The following is a 26,305-nucleotide window of genomic DNA, read 5'->3' on the forward strand; positions in this document are numbered from 1 at the left end:
TTTCCCTCCATTCCATGATAGCTCATGGCGATAGATAAGATAGCAATGAGCGATTAGATCTATCAAGCCCCAGCGACAATAATGTGTCCCAACGAAGCGATATCGCGCTAAATGCTAAAAATTACTTTTCCTAATTAAGGGGTTAATCAATGTTTACCAGTCAAGAAGGCAAGAAAGTTCCTCAGGTTACTTTCCACACCCGTCAGGGCGACCAATGGATTGATGTGACCACTGATGACCTGTTCAAAAACAAAACCGTCATTGTTTTCTCGCTGCCGGGCGCGTTCACGCCGACCTGTTCTTCGAGCCACCTGCCGCGCTACAACGAACTGTCCAGCGTATTCAAGCAGCACGGCGTCGACAGCATTCTTTGCGTCTCCGTGAACGACACCTTCGTCATGAACGCCTGGAAAGCCGACCAACATGCGGAAAACATCACCTTCGTGCCGGACGGCAACGGTGAATTCACCAAAGGCATGAACATGCTGGTCGAGAAAGCGGATCTGGGCTTTGGCCCTCGCTCATGGCGCTACTCGATGCTGGTACGCAACGGCGTGGTCGAGAAAATGTTTGTTGAGCCGAACAAGCCGGGCGACCCGTTTGAAGTGTCCGACGCCGACACCATGCTGAAATACCTGGCGCCGGAATTCAAAGTGCAGGAATCGGTCTCCCTGTTCACCAAACCGGGCTGCCCATTCTGCGCCAAAGCCAAGCAGATGCTGCAAGAGCGCGGCATTCAGTATGAAGAGATCGTGCTGGGCAAAGACGCTACCACCGTCAGCCTGCGCGCCGTCAGCGGCCGCGCCACGGTGCCGCAGGTCTTCATCGGCGGCCGTCACATTGGCGGCAGCGACGATCTGGAAACATTCCTGTCAGCTTAATAAGTAATAACAAAGCCAACGTGAACTTTGGCGGGCTACGGCCCGCCCTTTTTTTACCTTTCAGGAGCGGATATGAAACTGTTGAACGTTGATGTCGCGGTCATCGGCGGCGGCACCGCAGGGCTCGGCGCCTATCGCGCGGCCAAACTGTCTACCCCCAGCGTGGTGATGATTGAAGGCGGGCCTTACGGCACCACCTGTGCGCGCGTTGGCTGCATGCCATCCAAATTACTGATCGCCGCCGCCGAAGCGGTGCATCAAATCGAACGTGCGCCGGGCTTTGGCGTGCACCCAACCGGCAAAACGCGTATCGACGGACGCGAGGTGATGGCGCGCGTCAAACGCGAACGCGATCGTTTCGTCGGCTTCGTGCTGGAAGGCGTGGACGAGATCCCGGCCGCCGACAAAATTCAGGGCTATGCCCGCTTTATCGACGACAACACGCTGCAGGTCGATGACCATACGCGCATCGTGGCGCAGCGCATCGTGATCGCCACCGGCTCTCGCCCCAGTTGGCCGGCGCCGTGGAATGAACTGGGCGATCGCCTGATCGTCAACGACGATCTGTTCAACTGGGATGACTTGCCGCAGTCCGTGGCGGTATTCGGCCCTGGCGTGATCGGGCTGGAGTTGGGGCAAGCGCTGCACCGCCTCGGCGTCGACACCAAGGTCTTCGGCATCGGCGGCGCCGTCGGGCCGCTGACCGACAGCGCCGTGCGCGATTACGCTGCGAAGGCGCTGGGGGAAGAATTCTACCTCGACGCCGACGTGAAAGTGGAGATGATGCAGCGCGAAGGCGACCGCGTATTTATCCGCTATCAGGATCTGCAGGGCCAGTCGCAGGAGATCCTGGTGGACTACGTGCTGGCCGCCACCGGCCGCCGCCCCAACGTCGATCGGCTGGGTCTTGAAAACACCGGCCTGCAGCTCGACGCTCGAGGCGTGCCGCTGGCCGACCGCCTGACGATGCAAACCAGCGTGCCGCATATCTTTATCGCCGGCGACGCCAGCAACCAACTGCCGCTGTTGCATGAGGCCAGCGATCAGGCACGCATCGCCGGCGCCAATGCCGGCAGCTTCCCGGAGATCAATCCGGGTCTGCGCCGCAGCGCGATTTCGGTGGTGTTCTCCGATCCGCAGATCGCCATGGTCGGCTCGACCTTCCGCGAGCTGAGCGAGAAGTTCAGCGCCTGCGGATGTTTTGAAGTGGGCAAGGTCTCGTTTGAGAATCAGGGCCGCTCGCGGGTGATGCTGCGCAACAAGGGCGTTCTGCACGTTTACGGCGAGCAAGGCACCGGCCGTTTCCTCGGCGCGGAAATGATCGGCCCGGACGCCGAACACATTGCGCACCTGTTAGCCTGGGCGCACCAACAGCAGATGACCGTCGATCAGATGCTGGACATGCCGTTCTATCATCCGGTGATCGAAGAAGGCTTGCGCACTGCGCTGCGCGACCTGCAGGCGAAGCTCAAACTCGGCACGGCCGAAATCGAACGCTGTCAGCGCTGTCCGGGCGAATAACGCCTTCTTATCCGTTCACACCTACCGGGCCTTCAGGCCCGGTTTTTTTGCGCAGCGCTTTCCAGATTTTCCTCCCTCCTCTTGCCTCACGGCCCTCCTGCGCTCATTTTTTATGCCTCGATATTGAATTGATATCAATAATAATACTAAAATGGAGGCAACATGAACGAGATCAGGGATGACATCGCTGATATGCAACAGCGGCAGAACAGCATCAAATTCGCCGAGTTAGCGAAAATCTGCGTGCGATGGTTTGGGCCGCCGCGCATAAACGGTAGCAGCCATCACGTTTATCGCATGCCCTGGCCAGGCGATCCGCGCATCAATATCCAACGCGGCAACAACGGCGCGGCCAAGGCATATCAGGTTAAGCAGGTCATCGCCGCACTGGCCAGAATGGAGGAAGAACATGGAAAAGCATGAACACTATACCTATCGCATCACCTGGTCAGCGCAAGACCGTGAATATGTCGGGCTGTGCGCCGAATTCCCCTCGTTGTCCTGGCTGGCCGCCACGCGTACCGGCGCATTGGAGGGTATCGAGAAAGTGGTGAGCGAAACGATCGCCGACATGCTGGCGCAAGGCGAAACGCCGCCGCAGGCGTTGGCGGAGAAAAATTTCAGCGGCAAACTGGTGCTACGCATGACGCCGGAACAGCATCGCCGGCTGGCGATCGGCGCGATGGAAGAAGGCGTGAGCCTGAACCGTTATCTCTGCGCACGCCTGGCGGGGTAAAGGTTCAAGGGCGGCGCCAGGCCGCCCTCGTCGTCAAGCCAAACGCTGTTTCGCTGCGGCGATGGCCGCGGCCACCTGCTGCGGCGCGACGCCGCCTTTGGCCGCACGTTTGTCCAGGCAGGATTGCAACGCCAGGATCGGATAGACATCGTCGCCAATCGTCGCGCTGAACTGCTGCAAATCCGCCAGCGGCAGCGCTTCCAGCGGTTTGCCCTGGCGAATGGCTTCTACCACCGCCTCACCGACGATATGGTGCGCTTCGCGGAACGGCACGCCTTTGGCGACCAGGTAGTCCGCCAGCTCGGTGGCATTCGCATAACCCTGCTCCGCCGCTTCCCGGCAGCGCGGGCGCTTCACCTGAATGCCGTCCAGCACCAGCGCCGCCATCTGCAGGCAGTCCATCCAAGTGTCGAGCGCGTCGAACAGCCCTTCTTTGTCTTCCTGCATGTCTTTGTTGTACGCCAGCGGCAGGCCTTTCAGCGTCATCATCATGCCGGTCAGCGCGCCCTGTACGCGGCCGCACTTGCCGCGGATCAGCTCCAGCGCGTCCGGGTTTTTCTTCTGCGGCATCAGCGAAGAGCCGGAGGTCACGCGGTCAGACAGCTCGACAAACGCCGCCTCGCCGCTGTTGAAGAAGATCAGATCTTCGGCGAAGCGCGACAGGTGCACCATGCTGATGGCGGCGTTGGACAGCAGCTCCAGCACGTGATCGCGATCGGATACGCTGTCCAGGCTGTTGCGGGTCGCCGAGGCAAAACCCAGCCAGCCGGCCAGCTGCTCGCGATCGATAGGATACGCGGTGCCGGCCAGCGCGCCGCTGCCCAGCGGGCTGACGTCCAGCCGTTTCAGGGTATCCTGCAGGCGGCTTTCATCGCGCGCCAGCATCTCGACATAGGCCAGACACCAGTGCGCGAAAGTCACCGGCTGCGCGCGTTGCAGATGGGTATACCCCGGCATCACCGCATCCTGGTTGGCTTCGGCGGTCTCCACCAGCGCCTGCTGCAGCTGGACGATCGCCTGATGCAGATCGCCGATCTGCTGTTTGCACCACAGCTTCAGATCGGTCGCGACCTGATCGTTGCGGCTGCGGCCGGTGTGCAGCTTCTTGCCCAAATCGCCGACCTTCTCGATCAGCTTCTGCTCCACCCAGCTGTGGATGTCTTCGGCATCGCTTTGGACGATCGCCAAAGGATCGGCCTGGACTTCCGTCAGCAAGGCATTCAGCGCCTGCTCCAGCTGCTTTTGCTCCGTTGCCGTCAACACGTTAACGGTCACCAGCGCCTTCGACCAGGCCACCGAGCCCACGATATCTTGCTCCGCCAGGCGATAATCGAACCGCAGCGAATCGTTGAGTTGCTTGAACCGCTGATCCGCCGCCTGAGTGAACCGTCCGCCCCAAAGTGCCATACCTTTACTCCTGAATTTTTATGCGAAAGGGCGCAGCATGCTGCGCCCTTGCAGAGTCACGCCAATCGGTTATTTATTCTTTTTCTCGTTCAACGCGCGGATGCGTGAAGACAGAGAGAACAGGCGGATAAAGCCGCCCGCGTGGCTGTGATCGTAAACTTCGTCTTCGCCGAAGGTGGCGAACTCTTCGGAGTACAGGCTGTTGGCGGATTTTTTCTGGGTCGCCGTCACCTGGCCTTTGTACAGCTGCAGCACCACTTCACCGTTCACCTCTTCAGCCAATGCTTCGGCAGAGGCCTGCAGCGAGCGGCGCAGCGGCGCGAACCAGCGGCCGTCGTACACCACATAGGACATCTCCAGGCCCAGCTGCTCGCGCCATTTGAAGCTGTCGCGATCCAGCACCAGTTGCTCGATGGCGCGCAGCGCCGCCACCATGATGGTGCCCCCCGGGGTCTCATAGCAGCCGCGGGATTTGATGCCCACCAGACGGTTTTCCACGATGTCGATACGGCCGACGCCGTGCTTGGCGCCCAGCGCGTTCAGGGTTTCCAGGCACTGGTACGGCGACAGCGCTTTACCGTTAACCGCCACGACGCGGCCTTTCTCGACGGTAACGGTCACCTGCTCAGGCTGGTCCGGCGCTTCCTGCGGATCGACGGTCCATACCCAGCAATCCTTGTTTGGCGCGTTCCACGGGCTTTCCAACACGCCGCCTTCGGTGGAGATGTGCCAGGCGTTCTCATCGCGGCTGTAGATTTTCTCCAGCGATGCGGTGGTCGGGATATTGCGCTCTTTCAGGTAATCCAGCAGCGCTTCACGGGAACGCAGGTTCCACTCGCGCCACGGCGCTACCACTTTCAGCTGCGGCGCCAGCGCGGTGTAGGTGGTTTCGAAACGCACCTGATCGTTGCCTTTGCCGGTCGCGCCGTGGCACAGCGCGTCTGCGCCCACTTTCAACGCCAGCTCGACCTGCGCCTTGGCGATGATCGGCCGCGCCATCGAGGTGCCCAGCAGGTAGCTGCCCTCGTACAGGGCGCCGGTCTGCAGCACCGGATAAACGTAATCGCGGATAAATTCTTCACGCAGATCGACCACGTGACATTCAGAGGCACCGGACTGCAGGGCTTTTTGCTCCACGCCTTCCAGATCGCTGCGCTCCTGGCCGATGTCCGCCACGAACGCCACCACTTCACAGCCGCCGTAGTTCTCTTTCAGCCATGGAATGATGGCCGAGGTATCCAGGCCGCCGGAGTACGCCAGAACGATTTTTTTGATGCCTTGGTTTTGCATGATCTATTCCTTTCTAATTCTAAAATTAAGCGAGGATCCGGGTGCCAATCGACACGCCGTTAAACAAAGCAGGAAGCTGATCGGCATGGCGCCAGCTGGCGATATCCACCGGGCGGCCGAGGGTGCGGGCAGCGTCGAGCGCCGCATTCACCTTCACCACCATACCATCGGTGATGATGCCTTGCGCGATCAGTTGTTCCGCTTTTTGCGCCGTCATTTCCGCAATGCGTTGGCCCTTGCCGTCGAGGATGCCGCTGACGTCCGACAGCAGGATCAGGTCCGCCCCCAGCGTCGCCGCCAGCGCCGTCGCCGCCTGATCGGCGTTCACGTTCATTAACTGCCCTTCGGCGGTGATGCCGATGGAGCTGACAACCGGCAGGTAGCCGGCGCCCAGCAGGGTATTGAGCAGTGCGGGCGAACCGGGCTGCGCGTTGCCGACGTGGCCCAATGCCGGATCGAGCGGGGTCACGACCGCGCTGCCGCCGTCCGCCAGGCTCAGGCCGACGGCGTTGATTTGGTGTTTAATCGCCCACGCCAGCAGCGTTTTGTTGGCGGTGCCGGCCAGCGCCCCGGTGATGATGTCGATCTGATCGGCCGGCGTGACCCGCAGGCCGTTCTTTTTCACCACCGGCAAAGCGAGTTGCTTCATCAGTTCGTCCACCACGCAGCCGCCGCCGTGCACGATCACCAGCGGGCGCTGGTGCTGCTGCCGATAGCTGTCCAACGCGGTAAACAGACGCTCCAGCGCTTCTTCACTGTCTAATAACACGCCACCTAACTTGATAATTAACGGGTTCATTGCTGTTTACTCACGCTGGTTTAAAGGAGTGATTGGGTTTCCGGGAAGCCGAAACGGATATTCAGGCATTGCACCGCCTGCGCCGCCGCGCCTTTCAGCAGATTGTCTTCCACCGCCACGGCGATCAGATGCTCGCCCTGCACCGCAAAACCGATGTCACAGAACGGCAGCCCCACCACCGCTTTCAGCGCCGGCACGCCCTGGTCGTACAGCCGCACCAGCGGCTTGTCGTCATAGGCGGCATGATAGGCGGCCGCGACGTCCTGCGCGGTCACGCCGGCTTTCAGACGGCAGGTGATGGTTTCAAGGATGCCGCGCGGGAAATTGCCCAGGTGCGGCGTAAAGATGACCGGCACGCCCAGGTGCGCGGCGATCTCCGGCTGGTGCCGGTGAGTGAAAATACCGTACGGCTGCAGGCTCACTTCGCAGAAGCTGGTGGTCATGCTGGCCTTGCGCCCGGCGCCGCTAACGCCGCTGGTGGCGTTGATCACCGGCCACTGCTCCATATTCAGCAGCTGTTTTTCGATCAACGGTTTCAGCGCCAGCTGCGCCGCCGTCGGGTAGCAGCCCGGCACCGCGATCAGCTGCGCCTGTTTAATCTTGTCGCTCTGCCACTCCGCCAGGCCGTACACCGCCTGCTCCAGCAGAGCACCATGCTGATGCTCGAAACCGTAGTACTGGCTATAAAAACCGGCGTCCTGCACGCGAAAGGCGCCGGACAGATCGAACACCACGCAGCCCGCCGCCAGGAAAGCCGGTGCGATATCGTGGCTGACTTCATGGGCGGTGGCGAGGAACACCACGTCGATGCCCTGCGCCGCCTTGGCGACGTCAGTCAACGGCTGCAGCGGCAGATCGACGATGCCTTTCAACTGGGGATGGAGATCGGAAAGCAACTTTCCTGCATCTGCACTTTGCGCTGAAACCGCTAAAGCGGTTATGTTCATGTGTGGGTGGCGATTCAGGTAAGCCGTGAGCTCCGCTCCGGCGTAACCGCTGGCACCAACGATCAGCGTATTCAACATGTGGCCTTTCACCTTCTAAACTGACGTGCGGTCGCTTGCGACCCAGGTAACAGGGCTAGCCAGCGTTGTTGCGCCGTTCACCCACGGAGCCAGGCGTTGATGCTTTTATAAACATCCGGGCATCGGGTTCCCTTACGCTTCGGCTTACTGTATTTTTATTCAAAATAAATGCATGAATATTGATACTATCCTAACCTAAGGCTGTCAACAGTGAAGATGAAATTACCTCCATTTATTGAGCTGTACCGGGCGTTGATCGCCACTCCGTCAATCAGCGCCACCGATGCCGGCCTCGATCAGAGCAATGAGGCGTTAATCAACTTGTTGGCCGGATGGTTTGCCGACCTGGGCTTTCGCGTCGACGTACAGCCGGTGCCGGAGTCGCGCCACAAATTCAACCTGCTGGCCAGCATCGGCGAAGGCAGCGGCGGCCTGCTGCTGGCCGGGCACACCGATACGGTGCCTTACGACGAAGGCCGCTGGACGCGCGATCCCTTCACCCTGACCGAGCACGACAACAAGCTCTACGGGCTGGGCACCGCCGACATGAAAGGCTTCTTCGCCTTTATTCTGGATGCGGTGCGCGATATCGACGCGAGCAAGCTGACCAAGCCGTTGTACATTTTAGCCACCGCAGATGAAGAAACGACGATGGCCGGCGCGCGTTACTTCGCCGCCTCTACCGCCATTCGTCCGGATTTCGCCATCATCGGCGAGCCGACCTCGCTGCAGCCGGTGCGCGCGCACAAGGGCCACATGGCCAACGCCATTCGCATCGTCGGCCAGTCCGGCCACTCCAGCGATCCGGCGCGCGGCGTCAACGCCATCGATCTGATGCACGAGTCCATCGGCCGCCTGATGGAGCTGCGCAAGACCCTGCAGGAGCGCTACAACAACCCGGCGTTCGCCGTGCCTTATCCCACCATGAACTTCGGCCATATCAGCGGCGGCGACGCGGCCAACCGCATCTGCGCCTGTTGCGAACTGCACCTGGATATCCGCCCGCTGCCCGGCATGACGCTCGACAACATCAACGAACTGATGCATCAGGCGCTGGAGCCAGTGAGCCAACGCTGGCCGGGCCGCCTGACCATCGAAGAGCTGCACGCGTCGGTGCCGGGCTACGAATGCCCGACCGACCACCGCATGGTGGCGGTGATCGAGGAACTGCTGGGCACCCGCACGCAGGTGGTCAACTACTGCACCGAAGCGCCGTTTGTGCAACAGGTCTGCCCGACGTTGGTGCTCGGCCCCGGTTCCATCGATCAGGCCCACCAGCCGGACGAATACATCGACACCGCGTTTATCGAACCGACGCGCAAACTGTTGGGCCAGCTGGTCAATCACTTTTGCCGGCAATAAACCCGACATTTAACAGGGGAAATGCTTTATGCTTCCCCTAACTCAAAATAAGTAGAAAGCAGCGAAATAAGCCACGCTGATAACCCACGCGGCGTAATTAAATTTCAGAAAATGCGCCGATTTTGATGTTTTTTTGCTAAAAATAGTGTCAATTGACGATTGGACAGGAACGCGATGGGATCAGGCAGGCGGTCTGCGCCTGACGCGTGAAATTTATTTACAAGATAAAAATCATACATACAGAACTGGGTCAGGGGTTATATGAACGAACAATATTCGGCAATGCGCAGTAATGTCAGTATGCTCGGCAAATTGCTCGGCGATACCATCAAAGAAGCGCTGGGCGAGCATATTCTCGATCGCGTTGAGACCATCCGTAAGCTTTCCAAATCCTCACGCGCCGGCAACGAAGCGCATCGCCAGGAGCTGCTCTCCACCCTGCAGAACTTGTCCAACGACGAGCTGCTGCCGGTGGCGCGCGCCTTCAGCCAGTTCCTCAACCTGACCAACGTCGCCGAGCAGTATCACAGCATTTCGCCCAACGGCGAGGCCGCCAGCAACCCGGAAGCGCTGGCCCAACTGTTCAGCCGCCTCAAAGACAAAAAGCTCAGCGACAAAGAGCTGCAGCACGCGGTGTCACAACTCTCCATCGAGCTGGTGCTGACGGCGCACCCGACGGAGATTACCCGCCGCACCCTGATCCACAAGCTGGTGGAGGTCAACACCTGCCTCAGCCAGCTCGATCACAACGATCTGGCCGACTACGAGCGCAACAAGATCATGCGCCGCCTGCGCCAGCTGGTAGCCCAGTCGTGGCACACCGATGAAATTCGCAAACACCGCCCTTCCCCGATCGACGAAGCCAAATGGGGTTTTGCCGTCGTGGAAAACAGCCTGTGGGAAGGCGTGCCGGCGTTCCTGCGCGAATTCAACGAACAGCTGGAAAACTCCATCGATTACAGCCTGCCGGTAGAAGCGGTGCCGGTGCGCTTCACCTCCTGGATGGGCGGCGACCGCGACGGCAACCCGAACGTCACCGCCGAAATTACCCGCCATGTGCTGCTGCTCAGCCGCTGGAAAGCCTGCGACCTGTTTACCCGCGACATCCAGGTGCTGGTCTCCGAGCTGTCGATGACCGAGTGCACCCCGGAGCTGCGCGCCCGCGCCGGCGGCGATGAGGTGCAGGAGCCTTACCGCGAAATCATGAAGCAGCTGCGCAGCCAGCTGATGAGTTCCCAGGCTTATCTGGAAGGTCGCCTGAAGGGCGAGCGCGTGCTGAAACCGCACGACCTGCTGGTGAACAACGAGCAGCTGTGGGAGCCGCTGTATGCCTGCTACCAGTCGCTGCAGGCCTGCGGCATGGGCATCATCGCCAATGGTCAACTGCTGGATACCCTGCGCCGCGTGCGCTGCTTCGGCGTGCCGCTGGTGCGCATCGACGTGCGTCAGGAGAGCACCCGCCATACCGAAGCCATCGCCGAGCTGACCCGCTATCTGGGGCTGGGCGACTATGAAAGCTGGTCGGAAGCCGATAAACAGGCGTTCCTGATCCGCGAACTGAACTCCAAACGCCCGCTGGTGCCGCTGAAATGGCAACCGAGCGCCGACACGCAGGAAGTGCTGGAAACCTGCCGGGTGATTGCCGAAGCGCCGCAGGGCTCGATCGCCGCCTATGTGATTTCGATGGCGCGTACGCCTTCCGACGTGCTGGCGGTGCACCTGCTGCTGAAAGAGGCCGGCTGCCCGTTCGCGCTGCCGGTCGCCCCGCTGTTCGAAACCCTCGACGACCTGAACAACGCCGACGACGTAATGACCCAGTTGCTGAACATCGACTGGTATCGCGGCTTCATCCAGGGCAAACAGATGGTGATGATCGGCTATTCCGACTCGGCGAAAGACGCCGGCGTGATGGCCGCTTCCTGGGCGCAGTACCGCGCGCAGGACGCGCTGATCAAAACCTGTGAAAAGGCCGGCGTGGCGCTGACGCTGTTCCACGGCCGCGGCGGTTCCATCGGCCGCGGCGGCGCTCCGGCGCATGCGGCGCTGCTGTCGCAGCCGCCGGGCAGCCTGAAGGGCGGCCTGCGCGTCACCGAACAGGGCGAGATGATCCGCTTCAAGTTCGGCCTGCCGGAAGTCACCATCAGCAGCCTGGCGCTGTATGCCGGCGCGATCCTCGAGGCCAACCTGCTGCCGCCGCCGGAACCGAAGAAAGAATGGCGGGCGCTGATGGACGACCTGTCCGAGACCTCCTGCCGAATGTATCGCGGCTACGTGCGTGAAAACCCGGACTTCGTGCCTTACTTCCGCGCGGCCACGCCGGAACTGGAGCTGGGCAAACTGCCGCTGGGCTCGCGCCCGGCCAAGCGCAAGCCGAACGGCGGCGTAGAGAGCCTGCGCGCCATTCCGTGGATCTTCGCCTGGACGCAGAACCGCCTGATGCTGCCGGCCTGGCTCGGCGCCGGCGCCGGATTGCAGGAAGCGGTGAAAGCCGGCAAACAGGCGGAGCTGGAGGCGATGTGTCGCGACTGGCCGTTCTTCTCCACCCGCATCGCCATGCTGGAAATGGTGTTCGCCAAAGCCGACCTGTGGCTGGCGGAATACTACGATCAGCGCCTGGTGGATAAATCGCTGTGGCCGCTGGGCCAACAGCTGCGCGATCAGCTGGAAAGCGACATCAAGGTGGTGCTGACCATCGCCAACGATGCGCACCTGATGGAAGACCTGCCGTGGATCGCCGAATCCATCGCGCTGCGCAACGTCTATACCGACCCGTTGAACGTCTTGCAGGCCGAATTGCTGCACCGTTCGCGCCAGCAGGAGCAGCCGGACGCCCGCGTGGAGCAGGCGCTGATGGTTACCATCGCCGGCGTCGCCGCCGGGATGCGCAACACCGGCTAGTGAGCCTCATCGCGGCCCCGTTTATCGGGGCCGTTTTTTTATGTCTCCCCCACAAAAAAAGGGCGCCGCGGTAAAGCGGCGCCCTTTTAAATGGAACAGACCCGTCAGGCGGCGGCCACCGGTCGCACGCCCAGCGTGTGGCAGATGGCGTAACTCATCTCGGCGCGGTTCAGGGTATAGAAGTGGAAATCTTTCACCCCTTCGCGGCTCAGGATCTTCACCATGTCCATGGCGATGTTGGCACCAACCATTTTGCGGGTCTCCGCATCGTCGTCCAGCCCTTCGAACATGCTGGTCATCCAGCTTGGCACCCGCACGTTGGTCATGGTGGCGAAGCGCTGCAGCTGCTTGAAGTTGGACACCGGCAGAATGCCCGGCACGATTTCCACGTCGATACCGGCGGCGACGCAGCGGTCGCGAAAGCGCAGGTAGCTCTCAACGTCGAAGAAGAACTGGGTAATCGCGCGACTGGCGCCGGCATCGATCTTGCGTTTCAGGTTAATCAAATCGGCCTGGGCGCTCTTCGCCTCCGGATGCACTTCCGGGTAAGCGGCGACGGAAATGTCGAAGTCACCCACGTCTTTCAGCAGCGCCACCAGATCGGTCGCGTACATTTCCGGCTTGCCGCCGCCCGGCGGCAGATCGCCGCGCAGCGCCACGATATGGCGGATGCCGCTGTTCCAGTAATCGGTCGCGATGTCGCGCAGCTGCGCCGGGCTGGCGTCGATGCAGGTCAGGTGCGGCGCCGCCTCCAGGCCGGTGCGTTCCTTGATCCCTTTGATGATGCTGTGGGTGCGATCGCGCTCGCCGGAATTGGCGCCGTAGGTGACGGAAACGAATTTAGGTTTGAGAATGCTCAGACGATCGATCGACTGCCACAGGGTCTCTTCCATCTCGCTGGTGCGTGGCGGGAAGAACTCGAATGATACGTTAATCTGGCCGTTCAACTCCGCCAGACTCTGATTCAGCGCTTCCCGCTGGTTTGCGTGGAAAAAACTCATACCCTGCTCACCTCTTATCGATCACTGTTTTTATTTCATCTTGATGAGCGTCTATACGTTTAGACGTCTAGATAGAAAATGCCGCATGTTGGCTAAAGAGTCAACAGGAAAATGAGGGGAATAAGATGATTAATCCTCACCCGCTCAACGAGGGAATTTCATGATCGCGACAAAGATAAGTATGGCAGGAAAAGCCAAGGGGCGCGGTGAGCCCGCGCCCGCAGAGGATTAAAGCAGCTGCGCCAATCGGTTAAGGTCTGACTGGATCGCGCCGGCGGTCACATCGCGGCCGGCGCCCGGCCCGCGGATCACCAGCGGATTATCGCGATACCAGCGGCTTTCGATGGCGAACACGTTGTCGCACGGCAGCAGAGAGGCCAGCGGATGCTCAGGACGCACCGCCTCCACGCCGACTCGCGCCTTGCCGTTGGCGTCGAAACGCGCCACGTGACGCAGCACCAGGCCCATTTCGCTGGCGGCCTCAAAGCGCTGTTGCATCTGCTGATTCAGCGCCTCGCCGTTCTCGAAGAACTGATCGACGGAGCCCAGCTCGCAGCCCGCCGGCACCAGCGACTCGACCCGCACCTGGTTCGGTTCGATGTCGTAGCCCGCTTCGCGCGCCAGGATCACCAGCTTGCGCATCACGTCCTGGCCGGAGAGATCGACCCGCGGATCCGGTTCGGTCAGCCCCTGTTGCCAAGCCTGATCCACCAGCTCGGTGAACGGCACCGTGCCGTCATACTGCAAGAACAGCCAGGAAAGCGTGCCGGAGAAGATGCCGCTGATCGCCAAAATGCTGTCGCCGCTGTCGCGCAGATCGCGCACCGTATGGTTGACCGGCAGCCCGGCGCCGACGGTGGCGTTATACAGCCAGTGGCGGCCGGTTTTGGCGAAGGCGTCGCGAATTTGGCGATAGGTATCGCTGCACGAGGCGCCCGCCAGCTTGTTGGCGCTGATCACGTGGAAACCGTGGCTGGCGAAATCCAGATACTGCCCGGCCAGCTCTTCGCTGGCGGTCACATCAAGCACCACCAGATCGTCGAACGGGTGCGCACGCATCCACAGGAACAGCGACTCTTCGTCGAGTTCCTGCGCCTCGTCCTCAAAGAACGCCAATGCACGGCTGGCGTCCAACCCGTCGTAGTTCAGCAGGCTGCGGCGGCTGTCCACCACCCCCGCCAGGATAAATTCGAAACCGCTGCGCGCGGAGATATTGGTCTGCTCACGGGCGAACAGCTCCAGCCAGCGCGACCCGATGTTGCCCTTGCCGAACAGCACCAGACCGATGCGCTTCTCGGCGCGGAACAGGCTTTGGTGCAGCCCCTGAATCAGCAGCGCAGTCGGCCCCTGGCGCAATACCGCCACCAGGCTGATGCCATCTTCCGCCTGCCAGATAAATTCGACCGGCTGATCTTTCAGTTGCTGATAGAAACGGTGGCTGTGCAGCGGGTTCTTGCATACCCCGGCGCCGACCATCGCCACCAGCGCCAACCCTTCGCGCAGGTGCAGTTCACCCGGCAGCGCCGAGGCCTGCAGGATCGCCAGTGCGCTGTTGACCACCTCGGAGGTGTAGCACAGCTGCACCCGATTGCGGTCAGGATGGATGCCTACCGCCAGCGGTTTGATCTGCGCGCGTTTGAGCACCAGATCCAACTCTTTCTGCGCCAGTTTGAAGTCATGCTGAGCGGCGACGTGCAGCTCAATCAGGCACACGTCATCGTGGCTGGTGACAATCTTGGCGCCGGTGCCGGACGCCAATACGCGCTCGATGCGCGTCGAGCCCTGCTCCGGCTGGTAGCTGCAGCGCAGCTGAAGATCGATATCGCTGCCGGAGACCGGCTGCAGGGTGCGGGTATGCAATACCGGCGCAGCCAGACGCGCCAGCTCGCTGGCTTCGTCCAGACGCAGCAGCGGCAGCAGGCAGGCGTCTTTCACCTTGCGCGGATCGGCGCTGTAAACCCCGGCCACGTCGCTCCAGATGGTGACGCGCGCAGCGCCGGCCAGCGCGCCGACCTGAGTGGCGGAGTAGTCGCTGCCGTTACGCCCCAACAGCACGGTTTCCCCGGCGTCGTTGCGCGAAATGAACCCGGTCACTACCAGGCGTTTACCCGGGTGTTGGGCCATCAATTGTTGCAACAGCGGGTAAGAACGGCCTTCATCCACCTGCGGCTGCGCGGCGCGCTCGGCGCGCAGGAAGTCACGCGCATCCAGCCAGGCCGCCTGCATGTCCAGGTGGTTGAGCACCGCCGCCATCAGGCGCGCCGACCAAATCTCGCCGTGCCCGACCACTTCGGCGTAGCACACCTCGTCGACATTGCCGTCCAGCAGCGCCGCCAGGCGTTCCAGATCCTGAATGAACTCGGCGATCAGCGGCTCGGCGCTTTCCGGCGGCAACAGGCCGCTGATAAGATCGCTGTGATAACGACGCAACGTCTGCTGCACCTGGTGCGCAGACAGGCGATCGCTCTGGCTGAGCTTCAGCCAGTTGATCAACTGGTTGGTGGTACTGCCGGCGGCCGATACCACCATCATGTCGCCCGGCTGGCTGTATTCCGCCATAATCCCGGCCACACGCAGATAACACTTCACATCCGCCAGACTGCTGCCGCCAAACTTGTGCAGTTGACGCCCGCTCACCGGCCCTGCTACAGCAATTGCATTCATGCTTACCTCGTTGCCGCCGCCTGGAAAGCGCGTTCCAGATCGGCAATCAAATCTTCACTGTCTTCAATACCCACGGAAATGCGCAGCAGGCTCTCGGAGATGCCGGCCGCTGCCCGCGCCTCCGCCGCCATGCCGGCGTGAGTCATGGTCGCTGCATGCGAGATCAGGCTTTCTACGCCGCCCAACGATTCTGCCAGAGTAAACAGCTCAAGGGCAGAGAGAAAACGGCGCAGCACCGCTTCATCGCCGTCCAGTTCAAAACTCAGCATCGCGCCGAAACCGCGCTGCTGACGACGGGCGATCTCATGCCCCGGATTCTCCGGCAGGGAAGGATGATACAGCTTTTTCACCAGCGGTTGCTGCTGTAAATAGTCAACAATCGCTTCAGCGTTTTGTTGCGCCGCCTTGATGCGTGGCGACAACGTGCGCATGCCGCGCAGCAACAGATAGCTGTCGAACGCGCCGCCGGTCACGCCGATGTTGTTCGCCCACCAGGCCAGCTCGACCGCCAGCTCAGGATCTTTGGCGATCACCGCGCCGGCCACCACGTCCGAATGCCCGTTCAGGTATTTGGTGCAAGAATGGACCACCAGATCGGCACCGAGTTCGATCGGCTGTTGCAGGGCCGGGCTGAGGAACGTGTTGTCCACCACCGTCAACGCGCCCGCCGCGTGCGCGGCAGCGCAGATCGCCGCGATGTCCACCACCCGCAGCAGCGGATTGCTGGGGCTTTCTATCAACACCAGCTTCGGCTTTTGCGCCAGCGCCTGTTGCAGGGCGGCCTCATTGCCTTGATCGACGAACAGCACGCGATAAGCGCCGCGCTTGCTCAGGCTGTCGAATAACCGATAGCTGCCGCCGTAACAGTCGTGCGGCGCCACCAGCAGATCGCCGGGCTTCAGCAGTACGGTGGTCACCAGATGGATCGCCGACATCCCGCTGCCGGTCATCACCGCGCCGGCGCCGCCTTCCAGCTCCGCCAACGCGCGCTGCACCACGTCGCGCGTCGGGTTGCCGCGGCGCGAGTAGTCATGAGCTCGAGGTTGATTGAAGTCGGTAAAGTTATAGGTGCTGGACAGATGAATCGGCGGGACAACGCAGCCGTACTGTTCGTCGTCGTTCAGGCCGCTGCGTACGGCAATCGTGGCTGGTTTACGCGTCATGGGCTCGCTCGGCTCTCGGTTCGGTGAATGAGGCCTAAAGAGTAATCGCAGGATTGATAGACGTCAATACATCTGGACATCTAAACTTCTTTGCGTATAGATTGAGCAATGACACAATACCCGCTAAAATTATGCCGATATGACATGACGATAAGATGTTAAGCGGCAATGCCTGGCCGAAGCGGGGCATTCAGTGACCCTGGTCGCGTAAAATTGACATTTATTTAGTGAGAACAGTGAAGATCGGGCATAATTGGCCGGTTTTTAGAATTTTGTAATTTTTCTGACAAAGTTAAGGTGTCCCATGGCTGAGTGGAACGGCGAGTATGTCAGCCCTTACGCTGAACACGGTAAAAAAAGCGAGCAAGTCAAAAAGATCACGGTATCCATTCCGCTGAAGGTCCTGAAAATCCTCACCGACGAACGGACCCGTCGCCAGGTGAACAACCTGCGCCACGCCACCAACAGCGAACTTCTGTGCGAAGCGTTTCTGCATGCCTTTACCGGCCAGCCGCTGCCGAACGATGAAGACCTGCGCAAAGAGCGCAGCGATGAAATCCCGGAAGCCGCAAAAGCGTTGATGCGCGAACTGGGTGTCGATCCCGATACCTGGGAATATTGAGAACCGCCCGGCGAACGTCGGCGGCAGAAAAGAAAAAAGGCGCCCAGGGCGCCTTTTTCATCGGTCGATAAGAAATCTTATTTCTTAGCGCCTGGTACGCTGAAACGCTTGTTGAAGCGGTCAACGCGGCCACCGGTAGCAACGTCACGCTGCTTGCCAGTGTAGAACGGGTGGCATGCGCCACAAACGTCCAGGTTCAGATCGTGGCCCACGGTGGAGCGGATCTTCATCACGTTACCGCAAGAGCAGTTAGCAGTAACTTCTTCGTATTTTGGGTGGATACCTTGTTTCATGGGAAACCTCAGTTAAGGCCGTGTCGCTATCCAGCCCTGTTTCGCCAGACACCACACGTGGTTGATAATAGAATTTTGGTATCGAATTATACCAAAGGCGGCAAATTATACAGCATTAGTCGGGGCGCGCAATCGGAACCGTACATTTGACGATGCGCCGTGTAAACTGATGCCCACTTTTTTTCAATTTGGATGAGATCATGCCCGTCGTACACGTTGCTTTGCCGGTCCCCCTCGCCCGCACCTTCGACTATCTGCTGCCGCCCGGCATGCAGCCGGTGGCCGGCGCGCGCGTGGGCGTGCCCTGGGGCAGGCAGCATGCAATCGGCATCGTCACCGGCTGCAGCGACACCAGCGAACTGCCGTTGGACAAGCTCAAACCGATCGACAGCGTGATCGACACGGAATCGCTGTTCTCCCCCAGCCTGTGGCGCATCCTGCGCTGGGCCAGCGATTACTACCACTATCCCATCGGCGAAGTGCTGTTCCACGCGCTGCCGATCCTGCTGCGCCAAGGCAAACCGGCCGAGGCCGCGCCGCTGTGGCAGTGGTTCGCCACCGAAGAGGGGCGCGCCACGCCGCCCGAAAGCCTGAAACGCGCGCCGAAACAGCAGCAGGCGCTGGCGGCGCTGTTGCAACGCCCGGTCTATCGCCATCAGGTCAGCCAGCTTGAGCTGACGGAAAGCGCCCTGCAGGCGCTGCGCGCCAAAGGGCTGATCGATCTGCGCGCTCAGGTCGCGGCCACGCAGGACTGGCGCCCCAACTTTGCGGTGCTCGGCGAGCGGCTGCGGCTGAATACCGAACAGGCCACCGCCGTCGGGGCGATCCGAAGCGAAGATGAGCAGTTTGCCGCCTGGCTGCTGGCCGGGGTCACCGGCTCCGGCAAGACCGAGGTGTATCTCAGCGTGCTGGAAAACGTGTTGGCCAAAGGCCGGCAGGCGCTGGTGCTGGTGCCGGAAATCGGCCTGACGCCGCAAACCATCGCCCGCTTTCGCGAGCGCTTCAACGCGCCGGTGGACGTGCTGCACTCCGGGCTGAACGACAGCGAACGGCTGGCGGTTTGGCTGCGCGCGCGCAGCGGCGAAGCCGCTATCGTCATCGGCACCCGCTCGGCGCTGTTCACGCCGTTCCGGCAACTGGGCGTTATCATCATCGACGAAGAGCACGACAGCTCTTATAAACAGCAGGAAGGCTGGCGCTACCACGCCCGCGATCTGGCGGTGTTCCGTGCCCGGGAAGAAGATATCCCGATGGTGATGGGCTCCGCCACGCCGGCACTGGAAACACTGCACAACGTGCAGCTGGGCAAATATCGCCAGTTGAAGCTCACCCAGCGCGCGGGCAACGCCAAACCGGCGGCGCAGCATCTGATCGATCTGAAAGGATTGCCGCTGAAGGTCGGCCTGTCGCAGCCGCTTTTGAAAAGCATGCAGCACCATTTAAAAGCCGGCAATCAGGTGATGCTGTTCCTCAACCGCCGCGGTTACGCCCCGGCGCTGCTGTGCCACGAGTGCGGCTGGATCGCCGAGTGCCAGCGCTGCGATCACTATTACACCTTCCACCAGCATCAGCGCCAGCTGCGCTGTCACCACTGCGACAGCCAGCGACCGGTGCCGCACCAATGCCCGCAGTGCGGCTCCACCCACCTGGTATCGGTCGGCGTCGGCACCGAACAGCTGGAACATGAGCTGGCGCCGCTGTTCCCCGACACGCCGATCACCCGCATCGATCGCGACACCACCAGCCGCAAAGGGTCGCTGGAACAGCACCTGGCGGATATTCATCGCGGCGAAGCGCGCATTCTGATCGGCACGCAAATGCTGGCCAAGGGCCACCATTTTCCCGACGTCACGCTGGTGGCGTTGCTGGACGTGGACGGCGCGCTGTTCTCCGCCGACTTCCGCTCCGCCGAGCGTTTCGCTCAGCTCTATACCCAGGTCTCCGGGCGCGCGGGGCGAGCGGGCAAACAGGGTGAAGTGCTGCTGCAAACCCACCACCCGGAGCACCCGTTATTGCAGGTGCTGCTGCAACAAGGTTACGACGCCTTCGCCAAACAGACGCTGGCGGAGCGCAACAGCGTGTTTCTGCCGCCCTACACCAGCCACATCATCGTGCGCGCCGAAGATCACGATAACCAACAGGCCCCGCTGTTCCTGCAGCAGCTGCGCAATCTGTTGGAAGGCAGTCCGCTTAAGGACGATTCGCTGTGGGTGATGGGCCCGGTGCCGGCGCTGCAGTCCAAACGCGGCGGCCGTTTCCGCTGGCAGCTGCTGCTGCAGCATCCGACACGGCGCGTCCTGCAACAGCTGATGAAAAGCTCGCTGCCGCTGATCGGCACCCTGCCGCAAACGCGCAAGGTGAAATGGACGCTGGATGTCGATCCGATCGACAGCTGATCCCGGAAAAGTCCGATTTAGCTGCCGTCATGCAAACGTTTACCCTTTAAATTGCGAGCGAACGCTAAAAAACCTTCTCAGGTCACATTTTTTATGCAAATTAGGTAACAAAGGCGGGGCGTATTCTGTTTAGAATGTCTGCGAGGGCAAATTTTGTCGCCACATCGCAGCGCGACGGAGTGCTCGAACGCGAGTGGCGCTCAATGACAACAATCCCGCCACCGCATGCCGGACATTGTGAGCAAACAGCAGTAGTGGCGTCGGCATGGGGCTGACGCAAGGAGAAAGGCGTTGGAACACAAGAAAGAGTTATCCATGGCGACCATGAAAGACGTCGCCGAAATGGCGGGCGTTTCAACGGCTACCGTATCGCGTGCGCTGATGAATCCGGAAAAGGTGTCAACGCCAACGCGTCAGAAAGTGGAACAGGCCGTGCTGGCCGTGGGTTATTCTCCTCATGCTCTGTCACGCAATATCAAACGCAACGAATCTCGCACCATCCTGGTGATCGTGCCCGACATCTGCGATCCGTTTTTCGCGGATGTGATCCAGGGGATCGAACAGACCGCCGCCCAACAAGGCTATCTGGTGCTGATCGGCGACTGCGCGCAGCAGAACCAGCAAGAACGCACCTTCGTCAATCTGATCATCACCAAACAGATCGACGGCATGCTGCTGCTGGGCTCTAATCTACCGTTCGACGCCAGCAAGGAAGAGCAGCGCAACCTGCCGCCGATGGTGATGGCCAATGAGTTCGCGCCCGAGCTGGAACTGCCGACGGTGCATATCGACAACCTGACCGCCGCCTTTGAAGCCGTGCATTATTTGCATCAATTGGGCCACCGGCAGATCGCCTGCGTCGCCGGGCCGGAACAGATGCCGCTGAGCCATTATCGGCTGCAAGGTTATGTTCAAGCGCTACGCCGTAATGGCATTACCGTCGAAAGCAGCTATATTACCCGGGGTGATTTTACCTACGAAGCCGGCGCGCAAGCGCTGACCCAGTTGATGGCTCAGCCGAAACCGCCGACGGCGGTGTTCTGCCACAGCGACGTCATGGCGATCGGCGTGCTGTCCCAGGCGAAGAAAATGGGGCTGCGGGTACCGCAGGATCTGTCGATCGTCGGCTTTGACGACCTCAAGCTGGCGCAGTATTGCGATCCGCCGCTGACCACGGTGGCGCAGCCGCGCTTCCAGATCGGCCAGCAGGCGATGTTGTTGCTGTTGGAGCAGTTGAACGGCCAGACGGTGGCCAGCGGCTCCCGACTCTTGGACAGTGAATTGATTATCAGAGGCAGCACCGCTGCTCCGAAACGCTAGTCAAATATTTTAGGGTTCAGTAACATGACGGACTTATCCTCTCATCAGGACACAGCGGAATAATAGTGGCACAAAAAGACTATGTAAGCCGTGGGCGCGCAGCAGGAGCTAAGCGCAAAACCCCCAGCCGTAAAAAACGCAGTTCTCCGAAGGTTTCCAAAACCGTGCTGGCGTTAGCCGTCGCGTTGCTGGTTGTCTTTGTCGGTGGCCTCTATTTCATTACGCACAACAAGCCGGAAGACGCGCCGTTGTTGCCTGCGCACACCACTCGCCCAGGCAACGGCCTGCCGCCGAAGCCGGAAGAGCGCTGGCGCTATATCAAAGAGCTGGAAAACCGACAGATCGGCGTGCAAACCCCGACCGAACCGACGGCCGGCGGCGAGCTCAATTCCAAAACTCAGCTGACCGCCGAACAACGGCAACTGCTGGAGCAGATGCAGGCCGACATGCAACAGCGCCCGACGCAGCTGAATGAAGTGCCGTATAACGATCCGGGCCAGGCCAACGCGCGCGGCAACCGCCAGCAGCAGATGCAACAACCGCAAATGCAGCAGCAGCCGGTACAGCAACAGCAGCAGGTCACTCAGGCGCCGCGCAACCCGTTCAACAACGGGGCCACCACCGCGCCGGTGCAGCAGCACCAGCAGCCGAAGCAAGTCACCCCGCCGCCGGCGCAGGTGAAACAGCCTGAGCCGAAGCCGCAACCGAAGCCGGAGCCCAAACCGGAAGTGAAACAGGAAACGGCCAAGCAGGACACCAAACCGGAATCGAAACAGAAGTGGATGGTGCAATGCGGTTCGTTCCGCGCCACCGATCAGGCTGAATCCGTGCGTGCGCGCCTGGCGTTCGAGGGCATCGAGAGCCGCATCACCGCCGGTGGCGGTTGGAATCGCGTGGTGCTCGGCCCCTACAGCAGCCGCGCCGCAGCGGACAAAACCCTTTCGCGCCTGAAGGGCGTCGGCATGTCGAGTTGCATTCCCCTCTCCGTTGGGGGTTGAAAAGCGTCAATCCCCCCCCATCTATACTCTCAATATGCCTCGTAGCGTCTGCGAAAGCAGGCGCTGCGGGGACTTCTTTCCGTCTTTAACGAGGGTCTGCTCGTGACAACAATTGTAAGCGTACGCCGCAACGGCCAGGTCGTCATCGGTGGTGATGGCCAGGCAACCCTGGGTAATACGGTGATGAAGGGTAACGTCAAGAAAGTGCGTCGCCTGTATAACGACAAAGTGATCGCCGGTTTCGCCGGTGGCACCGCTGACGCCTTCACGCTGTTTGAACTGTTTGAACGCAAACTGGAAATGCATCAGGGCCACCTGGTGAAAGCCGCCGTCGAGCTGGCGAAAGACTGGCGCACCGACCGCATGCTGCGCAAGCTCGAAGCGCTGCTGGCGGTCGCCGATGAAACCGCCTCGCTGATCATCACCGGCAACGGCGATGTGGTGCAGCCGGAAAACGATCTGATCGCCATCGGCTCCGGCGGCCCGTACGCCCAGGCCGCCGCCCGCGCCATGTTGGAAAATACCGAGCTGAGCGCCCGCGACATCGTTGAGAAATCCCTCAACATCGCCGGCGACATCTGTATTTACACCAACCATTTCCACACCATTGAAGAATTGCCTTCCAAAGCGTAAGGATCGAATACCATGTCTGAAATGACCCCGCGCGAGATCGTCAGCGAACTGGACAGCTATATCATTGGCCAAAACAAGGCCAAACGCGCTGTCGCCATTGCCCTGCGCAACCGCTGGCGCCGGATGCAGCTCAACGAGATGCTGCGTCACGAAGTGACCCCGAAAAACATTCTGATGATCGGCCCGACCGGCGTCGGTAAAACCGAAATCGCCCGCCGTCTGGCGAAGCTGGCCAACGCGCCGTTCATCAAGGTTGAAGCCACCAAGTTCACCGAAGTGGGCTATGTGGGCAAAGAAGTGGACTCCATCATTCGCGATCTGACCGATGCCGCCATCAAAATGGTGCGCATGCAGTCGATCGAGAAAAATCGCACCCGTGCCGAAGAGTTGGCCGAAGAGCGCATTCTCGACGTGCTGATCCCGCCGGCCAAAAACAACTGGGGCCAGCCGGAAGAAGGCCAGGAACCGTCCGCCGCCCGCCAGGCATTCCGCAAGAAACTGCGCGAAGGCCAGCTGGATGACAAAGAGATCGAAATCGATCTGGCCGCCGCGCCGATGGGCGTGGAAATCATGGCGCCTCCGGGCATGGAAGAGATGACCAACCAGCTGCAGTCGATGTTCCAGAACCTCGGCGGCCAAAAGCAAAAACCGCGCAAGCTGAAGATCAAAGAAGCCTTCAAGCTGCTGGTGGAAGAAGAAGCCGCCAAGCTGGTGAACCCGGAAGAGCTGAAAGAGCAGGCGATCGAAGCGGTTGAGCAGCACGGCATCGTGTTTATCGATGAGATCGACAAAATCTGTAAGCGCGGCGGCCAAAGCTCCGGCCCGGACGTTTCCCGCGAAGGCGTGCAGCGCGATCTGCTGCCGCTGGTGGAAGGGTGCACCGTGTCCACCAAGCACGGCATGGTGAAAACCGACCACATTCTGTTCATCGCTTCCGGCGCGTTCCAGACCGCCAATCCGTCGGATCTGATCCCGGAACTGCAGGGCCGTCTGCCGATCCGCGTTGAGCTGCAGGCGCTGACCACCGAAGACTTCGAGCGCATCCTGACCGAGCCGAGTGCGTCGCTGACCGAACAGTACAAAGCGCTGATGGGCACCGAAGGCGTCAATATCGAGTTCACCGCCGACGGCATCCGCCGCATCGCCGAAGCCGCGTGGCAGGTCAACGAAAGCACCGAGAACATCGGCGCGCGTCGTCTGCACACCGTGCTGGAGCGTCTGATGGAAGATATTTCCTACGATGCGAGTGAAATTAATGGCCAATCCATTACAATTGATGCGGATTACGTGCGCAGTCATCTGGATGAACTGGTGGCGGATGAAGATTTGAGTCGTTTTATCCTATAATCGCTCAATCATTGTCTTGTCAGTCATCTGTGTGGGAGGCATTGCCTCCCACAATTATTTCTAACGGACACCGCAACTTACTGACAGAAGCGAAACATGAGCTCATCAACCTCCACCACCCCGATTTCCGCCTGGCTCGAAAGTCTACGCCCCCGCACCCTGCCGTTGGCCTTTGCCTCCATCGTGGTCGGCTCGGCGATCGCCGCCTGGCACGGCAGCCTGAAACCTGAAGTGGCGCTGCTGGCGCTGGTGACCGCCGGTCTGCTGCAGATCCTCTCCAACCTGGCGAATGACTACGGCGATGCGGTCAAAGGCAGCGACAAAGAAGATCGCATCGGGCCGTTGCGCGGCATGCAAAAGGGCATGATCACCCAGGCGCAGATGAAACGGGCGCTGGTGGTGACGGTAGTGCTGATCGCCCTCGCCGGCTGTTCGCTGATCGCCGTCGCCTGCGAGCAACCCAGCGACGTGGTGGGCTTCCTGGTGCTGGGCGGGCTGTCTATCGTGGCGGCCATCACCTACACCGTCGGCAACAAACCCTACGGGTATTTGGGGCTGGGCGACATCTCGGTGCTGGTGTTCTTCGGCTGGCTGAGCGTGGCCGGCACCTACTATTTGCAGACGCACACCTTCGACAGCGTCGTGATGCTACCGGCCACCGCCTGCGGCCTGCTGGCGACGGCGGTACTCAACATCAACAATCTGCGCGATATCGAAAGCGATCGCGAAAACGGCAAGAATACGCTGGCGGTGCGTCTCGGCCCGCACAAGGCGCGCATTTACCACGCCCTGCTGCTCAGCGGCGCGGTGCTGTGTTTCGCGCTGTTCACGCTGTTCAACCTCCACAGCCCGTGGGGTTGGCTGTTCGTGCTGGCGATCCCGCTGCTGGTGCGCCACGGCCTGCGCGTGCTGCGCGATCCGACGCCGGTCGGCATGCGGCCGATGCTGGAGCATATGGTCAAGGCGGCGTTGCTGGCCAATCTGCTGTTCGCCATCGGCGTGGCGCTCAGTTAAAAACTGATGATTTTGCCAACAGGGCGAATAAAGGGATATACTGAACATTCCTGCGGCAAACAGACGTAAAATCCTATGAAATACGATACTTCCGAACTTTGCGACATCTATCATGAAGAGGTGAACGTTGTTGAACCTCTGTTCTCCAATTTTGGCGGGCGTACTTCATTTGGCGGGCAGATCACCACGGTAAAATGCTTTGAGGATAACGGCCTGTTATTCGATCTGCTTGAAGAAAACGGTCGCGGCCGCGTGCTGTTGGTCGACGGCGGCGGTTCGGTACGCCGGGCGCTGATCAACGCCGAACTGGCGCGCCTGGCCGCCCAGAACGAATGGGAAGGCATCGTGGTGTACGGCGCGGTGCGCCAGGTGGACGATCTGGAAGAGCTCGACATCGGCATTCAGGCGATGGCGGCGATCCCGGCGGGTGCCGTAAGCGAAGGCGTGGGCGAAAGCGATATCCGCGTCAACTTCGGTGGCGTCACCTTCTTCTCCGGCGACCACCTGTATGCCGACAACACCGGCATCATTCTCTCCGAAGACCCGCTCGACATCGAGTGATTTTCGGACATGAAAAAGGGCGCCTCAGGCGCCCTTTTCGTTGCTGCATGGCGTAAGGAATCAAACCTCTTCCATTTTGCCCAGCAGCGCGCGCAGGCGATCTTGCCATACGTGCTGTTCTTCTTTCAGCTGTTGGTTTTCGCGCACCAGCGCTTCGTGGTTGCCGGAGGCAGCCTGCACTTCCTGCGACAGAGAGTTGTTTTTGTCTTTCAGCTCTTCAATTTCCATCTGCAACAAGGTGATGGTATCAATCGCCTGCTGTACTTTTGCTTCCAGTTTCTCAAATACTTCAAATGACATGCTTCAGTCCCCTCATGATAGCAAGGCGTACATCTATAAGTAGCGGCCGCAACGTCGGCTGCAGCTACTGCGAA

General features: G+C 60.5%; 23 protein-coding genes. 14 read left to right on the forward strand and 9 right to left on the reverse strand.

Annotated features, from left to right (window positions below; translation table 11 throughout):
• Nucleotides 1-149 precede the first annotated feature (149 nt).
• The 4 genes from ACP3TA_RS05025 (at nt 150) to ACP3TA_RS05040 (ending at nt 3,138) form a co-directional block, all read left to right on the forward strand.
• A complete protein-coding gene (locus ACP3TA_RS05025) occupies nt 150-881 on the forward strand; it encodes a glutathione peroxidase (protein WP_015379403.1) in 732 nt (243 codons plus the stop codon).
• Nucleotides 882-953: 72 nt separating this feature from the next.
• Nucleotides 954-2,402: a dihydrolipoyl dehydrogenase gene (locus ACP3TA_RS05030; RefSeq protein WP_033645220.1), complete on the forward strand. Its 1,449-nt coding sequence runs from the start codon at nt 954-956 to the stop codon at nt 2,400-2,402.
• Between the two features lie 162 nt (nt 2,403-2,564).
• Nucleotides 2,565-2,825 (forward strand): toxin HicA, encoded by a 261-nt coding sequence (locus tag ACP3TA_RS05035; protein WP_426784554.1) that lies wholly within the window; start codon nt 2,565-2,567, stop codon nt 2,823-2,825.
• The gene (locus tag ACP3TA_RS05040; RefSeq protein ID WP_033652204.1) at nt 2,812-3,138 is read left to right on the forward strand and encodes a type II toxin-antitoxin system HicB family antitoxin; all 327 of its coding nucleotides are present in this window, start codon (nt 2,812-2,814) and stop codon (nt 3,136-3,138) included. Before ACP3TA_RS05035 ends, ACP3TA_RS05040 begins: the two co-directional genes overlap by 14 nt.
• 33 nt (nt 3,139-3,171) lie before the next feature.
• Here ACP3TA_RS05040 and argH read toward each other — a convergent pair whose 3' ends face one another.
• From argH to argC, 4 genes are all read right to left on the reverse strand, one after another.
• Nucleotides 3,172-4,545 carry an argininosuccinate lyase gene (gene argH / locus ACP3TA_RS05045; protein ID WP_060660139.1) on the reverse strand — a complete coding sequence of 458 codons (1,374 nt, stop codon included), beginning with the start codon at nt 4,543-4,545 and terminating at the stop codon, nt 3,172-3,174.
• 69 nt (nt 4,546-4,614) lie between these two features.
• Nucleotides 4,615-5,835 (reverse strand): argininosuccinate synthase, encoded by a 1,221-nt coding sequence (locus ACP3TA_RS05050; protein WP_004931061.1) that lies wholly within the window; start codon nt 5,833-5,835, stop codon nt 4,615-4,617.
• A gap of 25 nt (nt 5,836-5,860) precedes the next feature.
• Nucleotides 5,861-6,634 carry an acetylglutamate kinase gene (argB, locus tag ACP3TA_RS05055; protein WP_033645219.1) on the reverse strand — a complete coding sequence of 258 codons (774 nt, stop codon included), beginning with the start codon at nt 6,632-6,634 and terminating at the stop codon, nt 5,861-5,863.
• Between the two features lie 20 nt (nt 6,635-6,654).
• Nucleotides 6,655-7,659 (reverse strand): N-acetyl-gamma-glutamyl-phosphate reductase, encoded by a 1,005-nt coding sequence (gene argC / locus ACP3TA_RS05060; protein ID WP_060660138.1) that lies wholly within the window; start codon nt 7,657-7,659, stop codon nt 6,655-6,657.
• Between the two features lie 216 nt (nt 7,660-7,875).
• Between argC and argE the strand changes: the two genes are divergently transcribed.
• The gene (gene argE, locus ACP3TA_RS05065) at nt 7,876-9,021 is read left to right on the forward strand and encodes an acetylornithine deacetylase (protein WP_015379410.1); all 1,146 of its coding nucleotides are present in this window, start codon (nt 7,876-7,878) and stop codon (nt 9,019-9,021) included.
• 261 nt (nt 9,022-9,282) lie between these two features.
• Nucleotides 9,283-11,919: a phosphoenolpyruvate carboxylase gene (gene ppc, locus ACP3TA_RS05070; protein WP_004931070.1), complete on the forward strand. Its 2,637-nt coding sequence runs from the start codon at nt 9,283-9,285 to the stop codon at nt 11,917-11,919.
• A gap of 104 nt (nt 11,920-12,023) precedes the next feature.
• On the opposite strand, the gene metF is transcribed toward ppc, so the two are convergent.
• The 3 genes from metF to metB form a co-directional block, all read right to left on the reverse strand.
• On the reverse strand, nt 12,024-12,920 hold the full coding sequence (gene metF, locus ACP3TA_RS05075; protein ID WP_033645217.1) for a methylenetetrahydrofolate reductase: 897 nt from the start codon (nt 12,918-12,920) through the stop codon (nt 12,024-12,026).
• A gap of 228 nt (nt 12,921-13,148) precedes the next feature.
• The gene (locus tag ACP3TA_RS05080; RefSeq protein ID WP_206196435.1) at nt 13,149-15,584 is read right to left on the reverse strand and encodes a bifunctional aspartate kinase/homoserine dehydrogenase II; all 2,436 of its coding nucleotides are present in this window, start codon (nt 15,582-15,584) and stop codon (nt 13,149-13,151) included.
• Between the two features lie 2 nt (nt 15,585-15,586).
• A complete protein-coding gene (gene metB / locus ACP3TA_RS05085) occupies nt 15,587-16,747 on the reverse strand; it encodes a cystathionine gamma-synthase (protein ID WP_033645215.1) in 1,161 nt (386 codons plus the stop codon).
• A 304-nt stretch (nt 16,748-17,051) separates the two neighbouring features.
• On the opposite strand from metB, the gene metJ reads away from it, so the two are divergent.
• Entirely contained in the window at nt 17,052-17,369 is a 318-nt protein-coding gene (metJ, locus tag ACP3TA_RS05090; RefSeq protein WP_004931076.1) for a met regulon transcriptional regulator MetJ, read from the forward strand.
• Between the two features lie 77 nt (nt 17,370-17,446).
• Here the strand turns inward: metJ and rpmE are convergent, their stop codons facing one another.
• On the reverse strand, nt 17,447-17,662 hold the full coding sequence (gene rpmE / locus ACP3TA_RS05095; RefSeq protein WP_004931078.1) for a 50S ribosomal protein L31: 216 nt from the start codon (nt 17,660-17,662) through the stop codon (nt 17,447-17,449).
• A 200-nt stretch (nt 17,663-17,862) separates the two neighbouring features.
• Between rpmE and priA the strand changes: the two genes are divergently transcribed.
• The 7 genes from priA to rraA all read left to right on the forward strand — a co-directional run bounded on the left by priA (nt 17,863) and on the right by rraA (nt 25,931).
• Nucleotides 17,863-20,058: a primosomal protein N' gene (priA, locus tag ACP3TA_RS05100; protein ID WP_033652208.1), complete on the forward strand. Its 2,196-nt coding sequence runs from the start codon at nt 17,863-17,865 to the stop codon at nt 20,056-20,058.
• 291 nt (nt 20,059-20,349) lie between these two features.
• A complete protein-coding gene (gene cytR, locus ACP3TA_RS05105) occupies nt 20,350-21,378 on the forward strand; it encodes a DNA-binding transcriptional regulator CytR (RefSeq protein ID WP_025304661.1) in 1,029 nt (342 codons plus the stop codon).
• Nucleotides 21,379-21,443: 65 nt separating this feature from the next.
• A complete protein-coding gene (gene ftsN, locus ACP3TA_RS05110; RefSeq protein WP_033645213.1) occupies nt 21,444-22,376 on the forward strand; it encodes a cell division protein FtsN in 933 nt (310 codons plus the stop codon).
• Nucleotides 22,377-22,478: 102 nt separating this feature from the next.
• Nucleotides 22,479-23,009, forward strand: coding sequence for an ATP-dependent protease subunit HslV (gene hslV / locus ACP3TA_RS05115; protein WP_004931085.1), 531 nt, complete (start codon nt 22,479-22,481; stop codon nt 23,007-23,009).
• A gap of 12 nt (nt 23,010-23,021) precedes the next feature.
• Complete coding sequence (gene hslU, locus ACP3TA_RS05120; RefSeq protein WP_033645212.1) at nt 23,022-24,356, forward strand: HslU--HslV peptidase ATPase subunit; 1,335 nt, start codon at nt 23,022-23,024, stop codon at nt 24,354-24,356.
• Between the two features lie 96 nt (nt 24,357-24,452).
• Nucleotides 24,453-25,370 (forward strand): 1,4-dihydroxy-2-naphthoate polyprenyltransferase, encoded by a 918-nt coding sequence (locus ACP3TA_RS05125; RefSeq protein ID WP_122016983.1) that lies wholly within the window; start codon nt 24,453-24,455, stop codon nt 25,368-25,370.
• Between the two features lie 75 nt (nt 25,371-25,445).
• Entirely contained in the window at nt 25,446-25,931 is a 486-nt protein-coding gene (gene rraA / locus ACP3TA_RS05130) for a ribonuclease E activity regulator RraA (RefSeq protein ID WP_004931090.1), read from the forward strand.
• A 60-nt stretch (nt 25,932-25,991) separates the two neighbouring features.
• On the opposite strand, the gene zapB is transcribed toward rraA, so the two are convergent.
• Nucleotides 25,992-26,231, reverse strand: coding sequence for a septal ring assembly protein ZapB (gene zapB / locus ACP3TA_RS05135; protein WP_004931092.1), 240 nt, complete (start codon nt 26,229-26,231; stop codon nt 25,992-25,994).
• Nucleotides 26,232-26,305 lie beyond the last annotated feature (74 nt).

The organism is Serratia sp. 2C06, from assembly GCF_050037615.1.
GTDB classification, from domain to species: Bacteria; Pseudomonadota; Gammaproteobacteria; order Enterobacterales; family Enterobacteriaceae; genus Serratia; species Serratia ureilytica.

What these genes read in the sequence shown, in the direction of transcription:
- ACP3TA_RS05080 (WP_206196435.1), bottom strand. Translation starts at nt 15,584, where the DNA reads ATGAATGCAATTGCTGTAGCAGGGCCGGTGAGCGGGCGTCAACTGCAC.
- rraA (WP_004931090.1), top strand. Translation starts at nt 25,446, where the DNA reads ATGAAATACGATACTTCCGAACTTTGCGACATCTATCATGAAGAGGTG.
- argC (WP_060660138.1), bottom strand. Translation starts at nt 7,659, where the DNA reads ATGTTGAATACGCTGATCGTTGGTGCCAGCGGTTACGCCGGAGCGGAG.
- metF (WP_033645217.1), bottom strand. Translation starts at nt 12,920, where the DNA reads ATGAGTTTTTTCCACGCAAACCAGCGGGAAGCGCTGAATCAGAGTCTG.
- argE (WP_015379410.1), top strand. Translation starts at nt 7,876, where the DNA reads ATGAAATTACCTCCATTTATTGAGCTGTACCGGGCGTTGATCGCCACT.
- argB (WP_033645219.1), bottom strand. Translation starts at nt 6,634, where the DNA reads ATGAACCCGTTAATTATCAAGTTAGGTGGCGTGTTATTAGACAGTGAA.
- hslU (WP_033645212.1), top strand. Translation starts at nt 23,022, where the DNA reads ATGTCTGAAATGACCCCGCGCGAGATCGTCAGCGAACTGGACAGCTAT.
- ACP3TA_RS05030 (WP_033645220.1), top strand. Translation starts at nt 954, where the DNA reads ATGAAACTGTTGAACGTTGATGTCGCGGTCATCGGCGGCGGCACCGCA.
- ACP3TA_RS05035 (WP_426784554.1), top strand. Translation starts at nt 2,565, where the DNA reads ATGAACGAGATCAGGGATGACATCGCTGATATGCAACAGCGGCAGAAC.
- ppc (WP_004931070.1), top strand. Translation starts at nt 9,283, where the DNA reads ATGAACGAACAATATTCGGCAATGCGCAGTAATGTCAGTATGCTCGGC.
- ACP3TA_RS05050 (WP_004931061.1), bottom strand. Translation starts at nt 5,835, where the DNA reads ATGCAAAACCAAGGCATCAAAAAAATCGTTCTGGCGTACTCCGGCGGC.
- priA (WP_033652208.1), top strand. Translation starts at nt 17,863, where the DNA reads ATGCCCGTCGTACACGTTGCTTTGCCGGTCCCCCTCGCCCGCACCTTC.
- metB (WP_033645215.1), bottom strand. Translation starts at nt 16,747, where the DNA reads ATGACGCGTAAACCAGCCACGATTGCCGTACGCAGCGGCCTGAACGAC.
- ACP3TA_RS05040 (WP_033652204.1), top strand. Translation starts at nt 2,812, where the DNA reads ATGGAAAAGCATGAACACTATACCTATCGCATCACCTGGTCAGCGCAA.
- argH (WP_060660139.1), bottom strand. Translation starts at nt 4,545, where the DNA reads ATGGCACTTTGGGGCGGACGGTTCACTCAGGCGGCGGATCAGCGGTTC.
- ACP3TA_RS05125 (WP_122016983.1), top strand. Translation starts at nt 24,453, where the DNA reads ATGAGCTCATCAACCTCCACCACCCCGATTTCCGCCTGGCTCGAAAGT.
- rpmE (WP_004931078.1), bottom strand. Translation starts at nt 17,662, where the DNA reads ATGAAACAAGGTATCCACCCAAAATACGAAGAAGTTACTGCTAACTGC.
- ACP3TA_RS05025 (WP_015379403.1), top strand. Translation starts at nt 150, where the DNA reads ATGTTTACCAGTCAAGAAGGCAAGAAAGTTCCTCAGGTTACTTTCCAC.
- zapB (WP_004931092.1), bottom strand. Translation starts at nt 26,231, where the DNA reads ATGTCATTTGAAGTATTTGAGAAACTGGAAGCAAAAGTACAGCAGGCG.
- metJ (WP_004931076.1), top strand. Translation starts at nt 17,052, where the DNA reads ATGGCTGAGTGGAACGGCGAGTATGTCAGCCCTTACGCTGAACACGGT.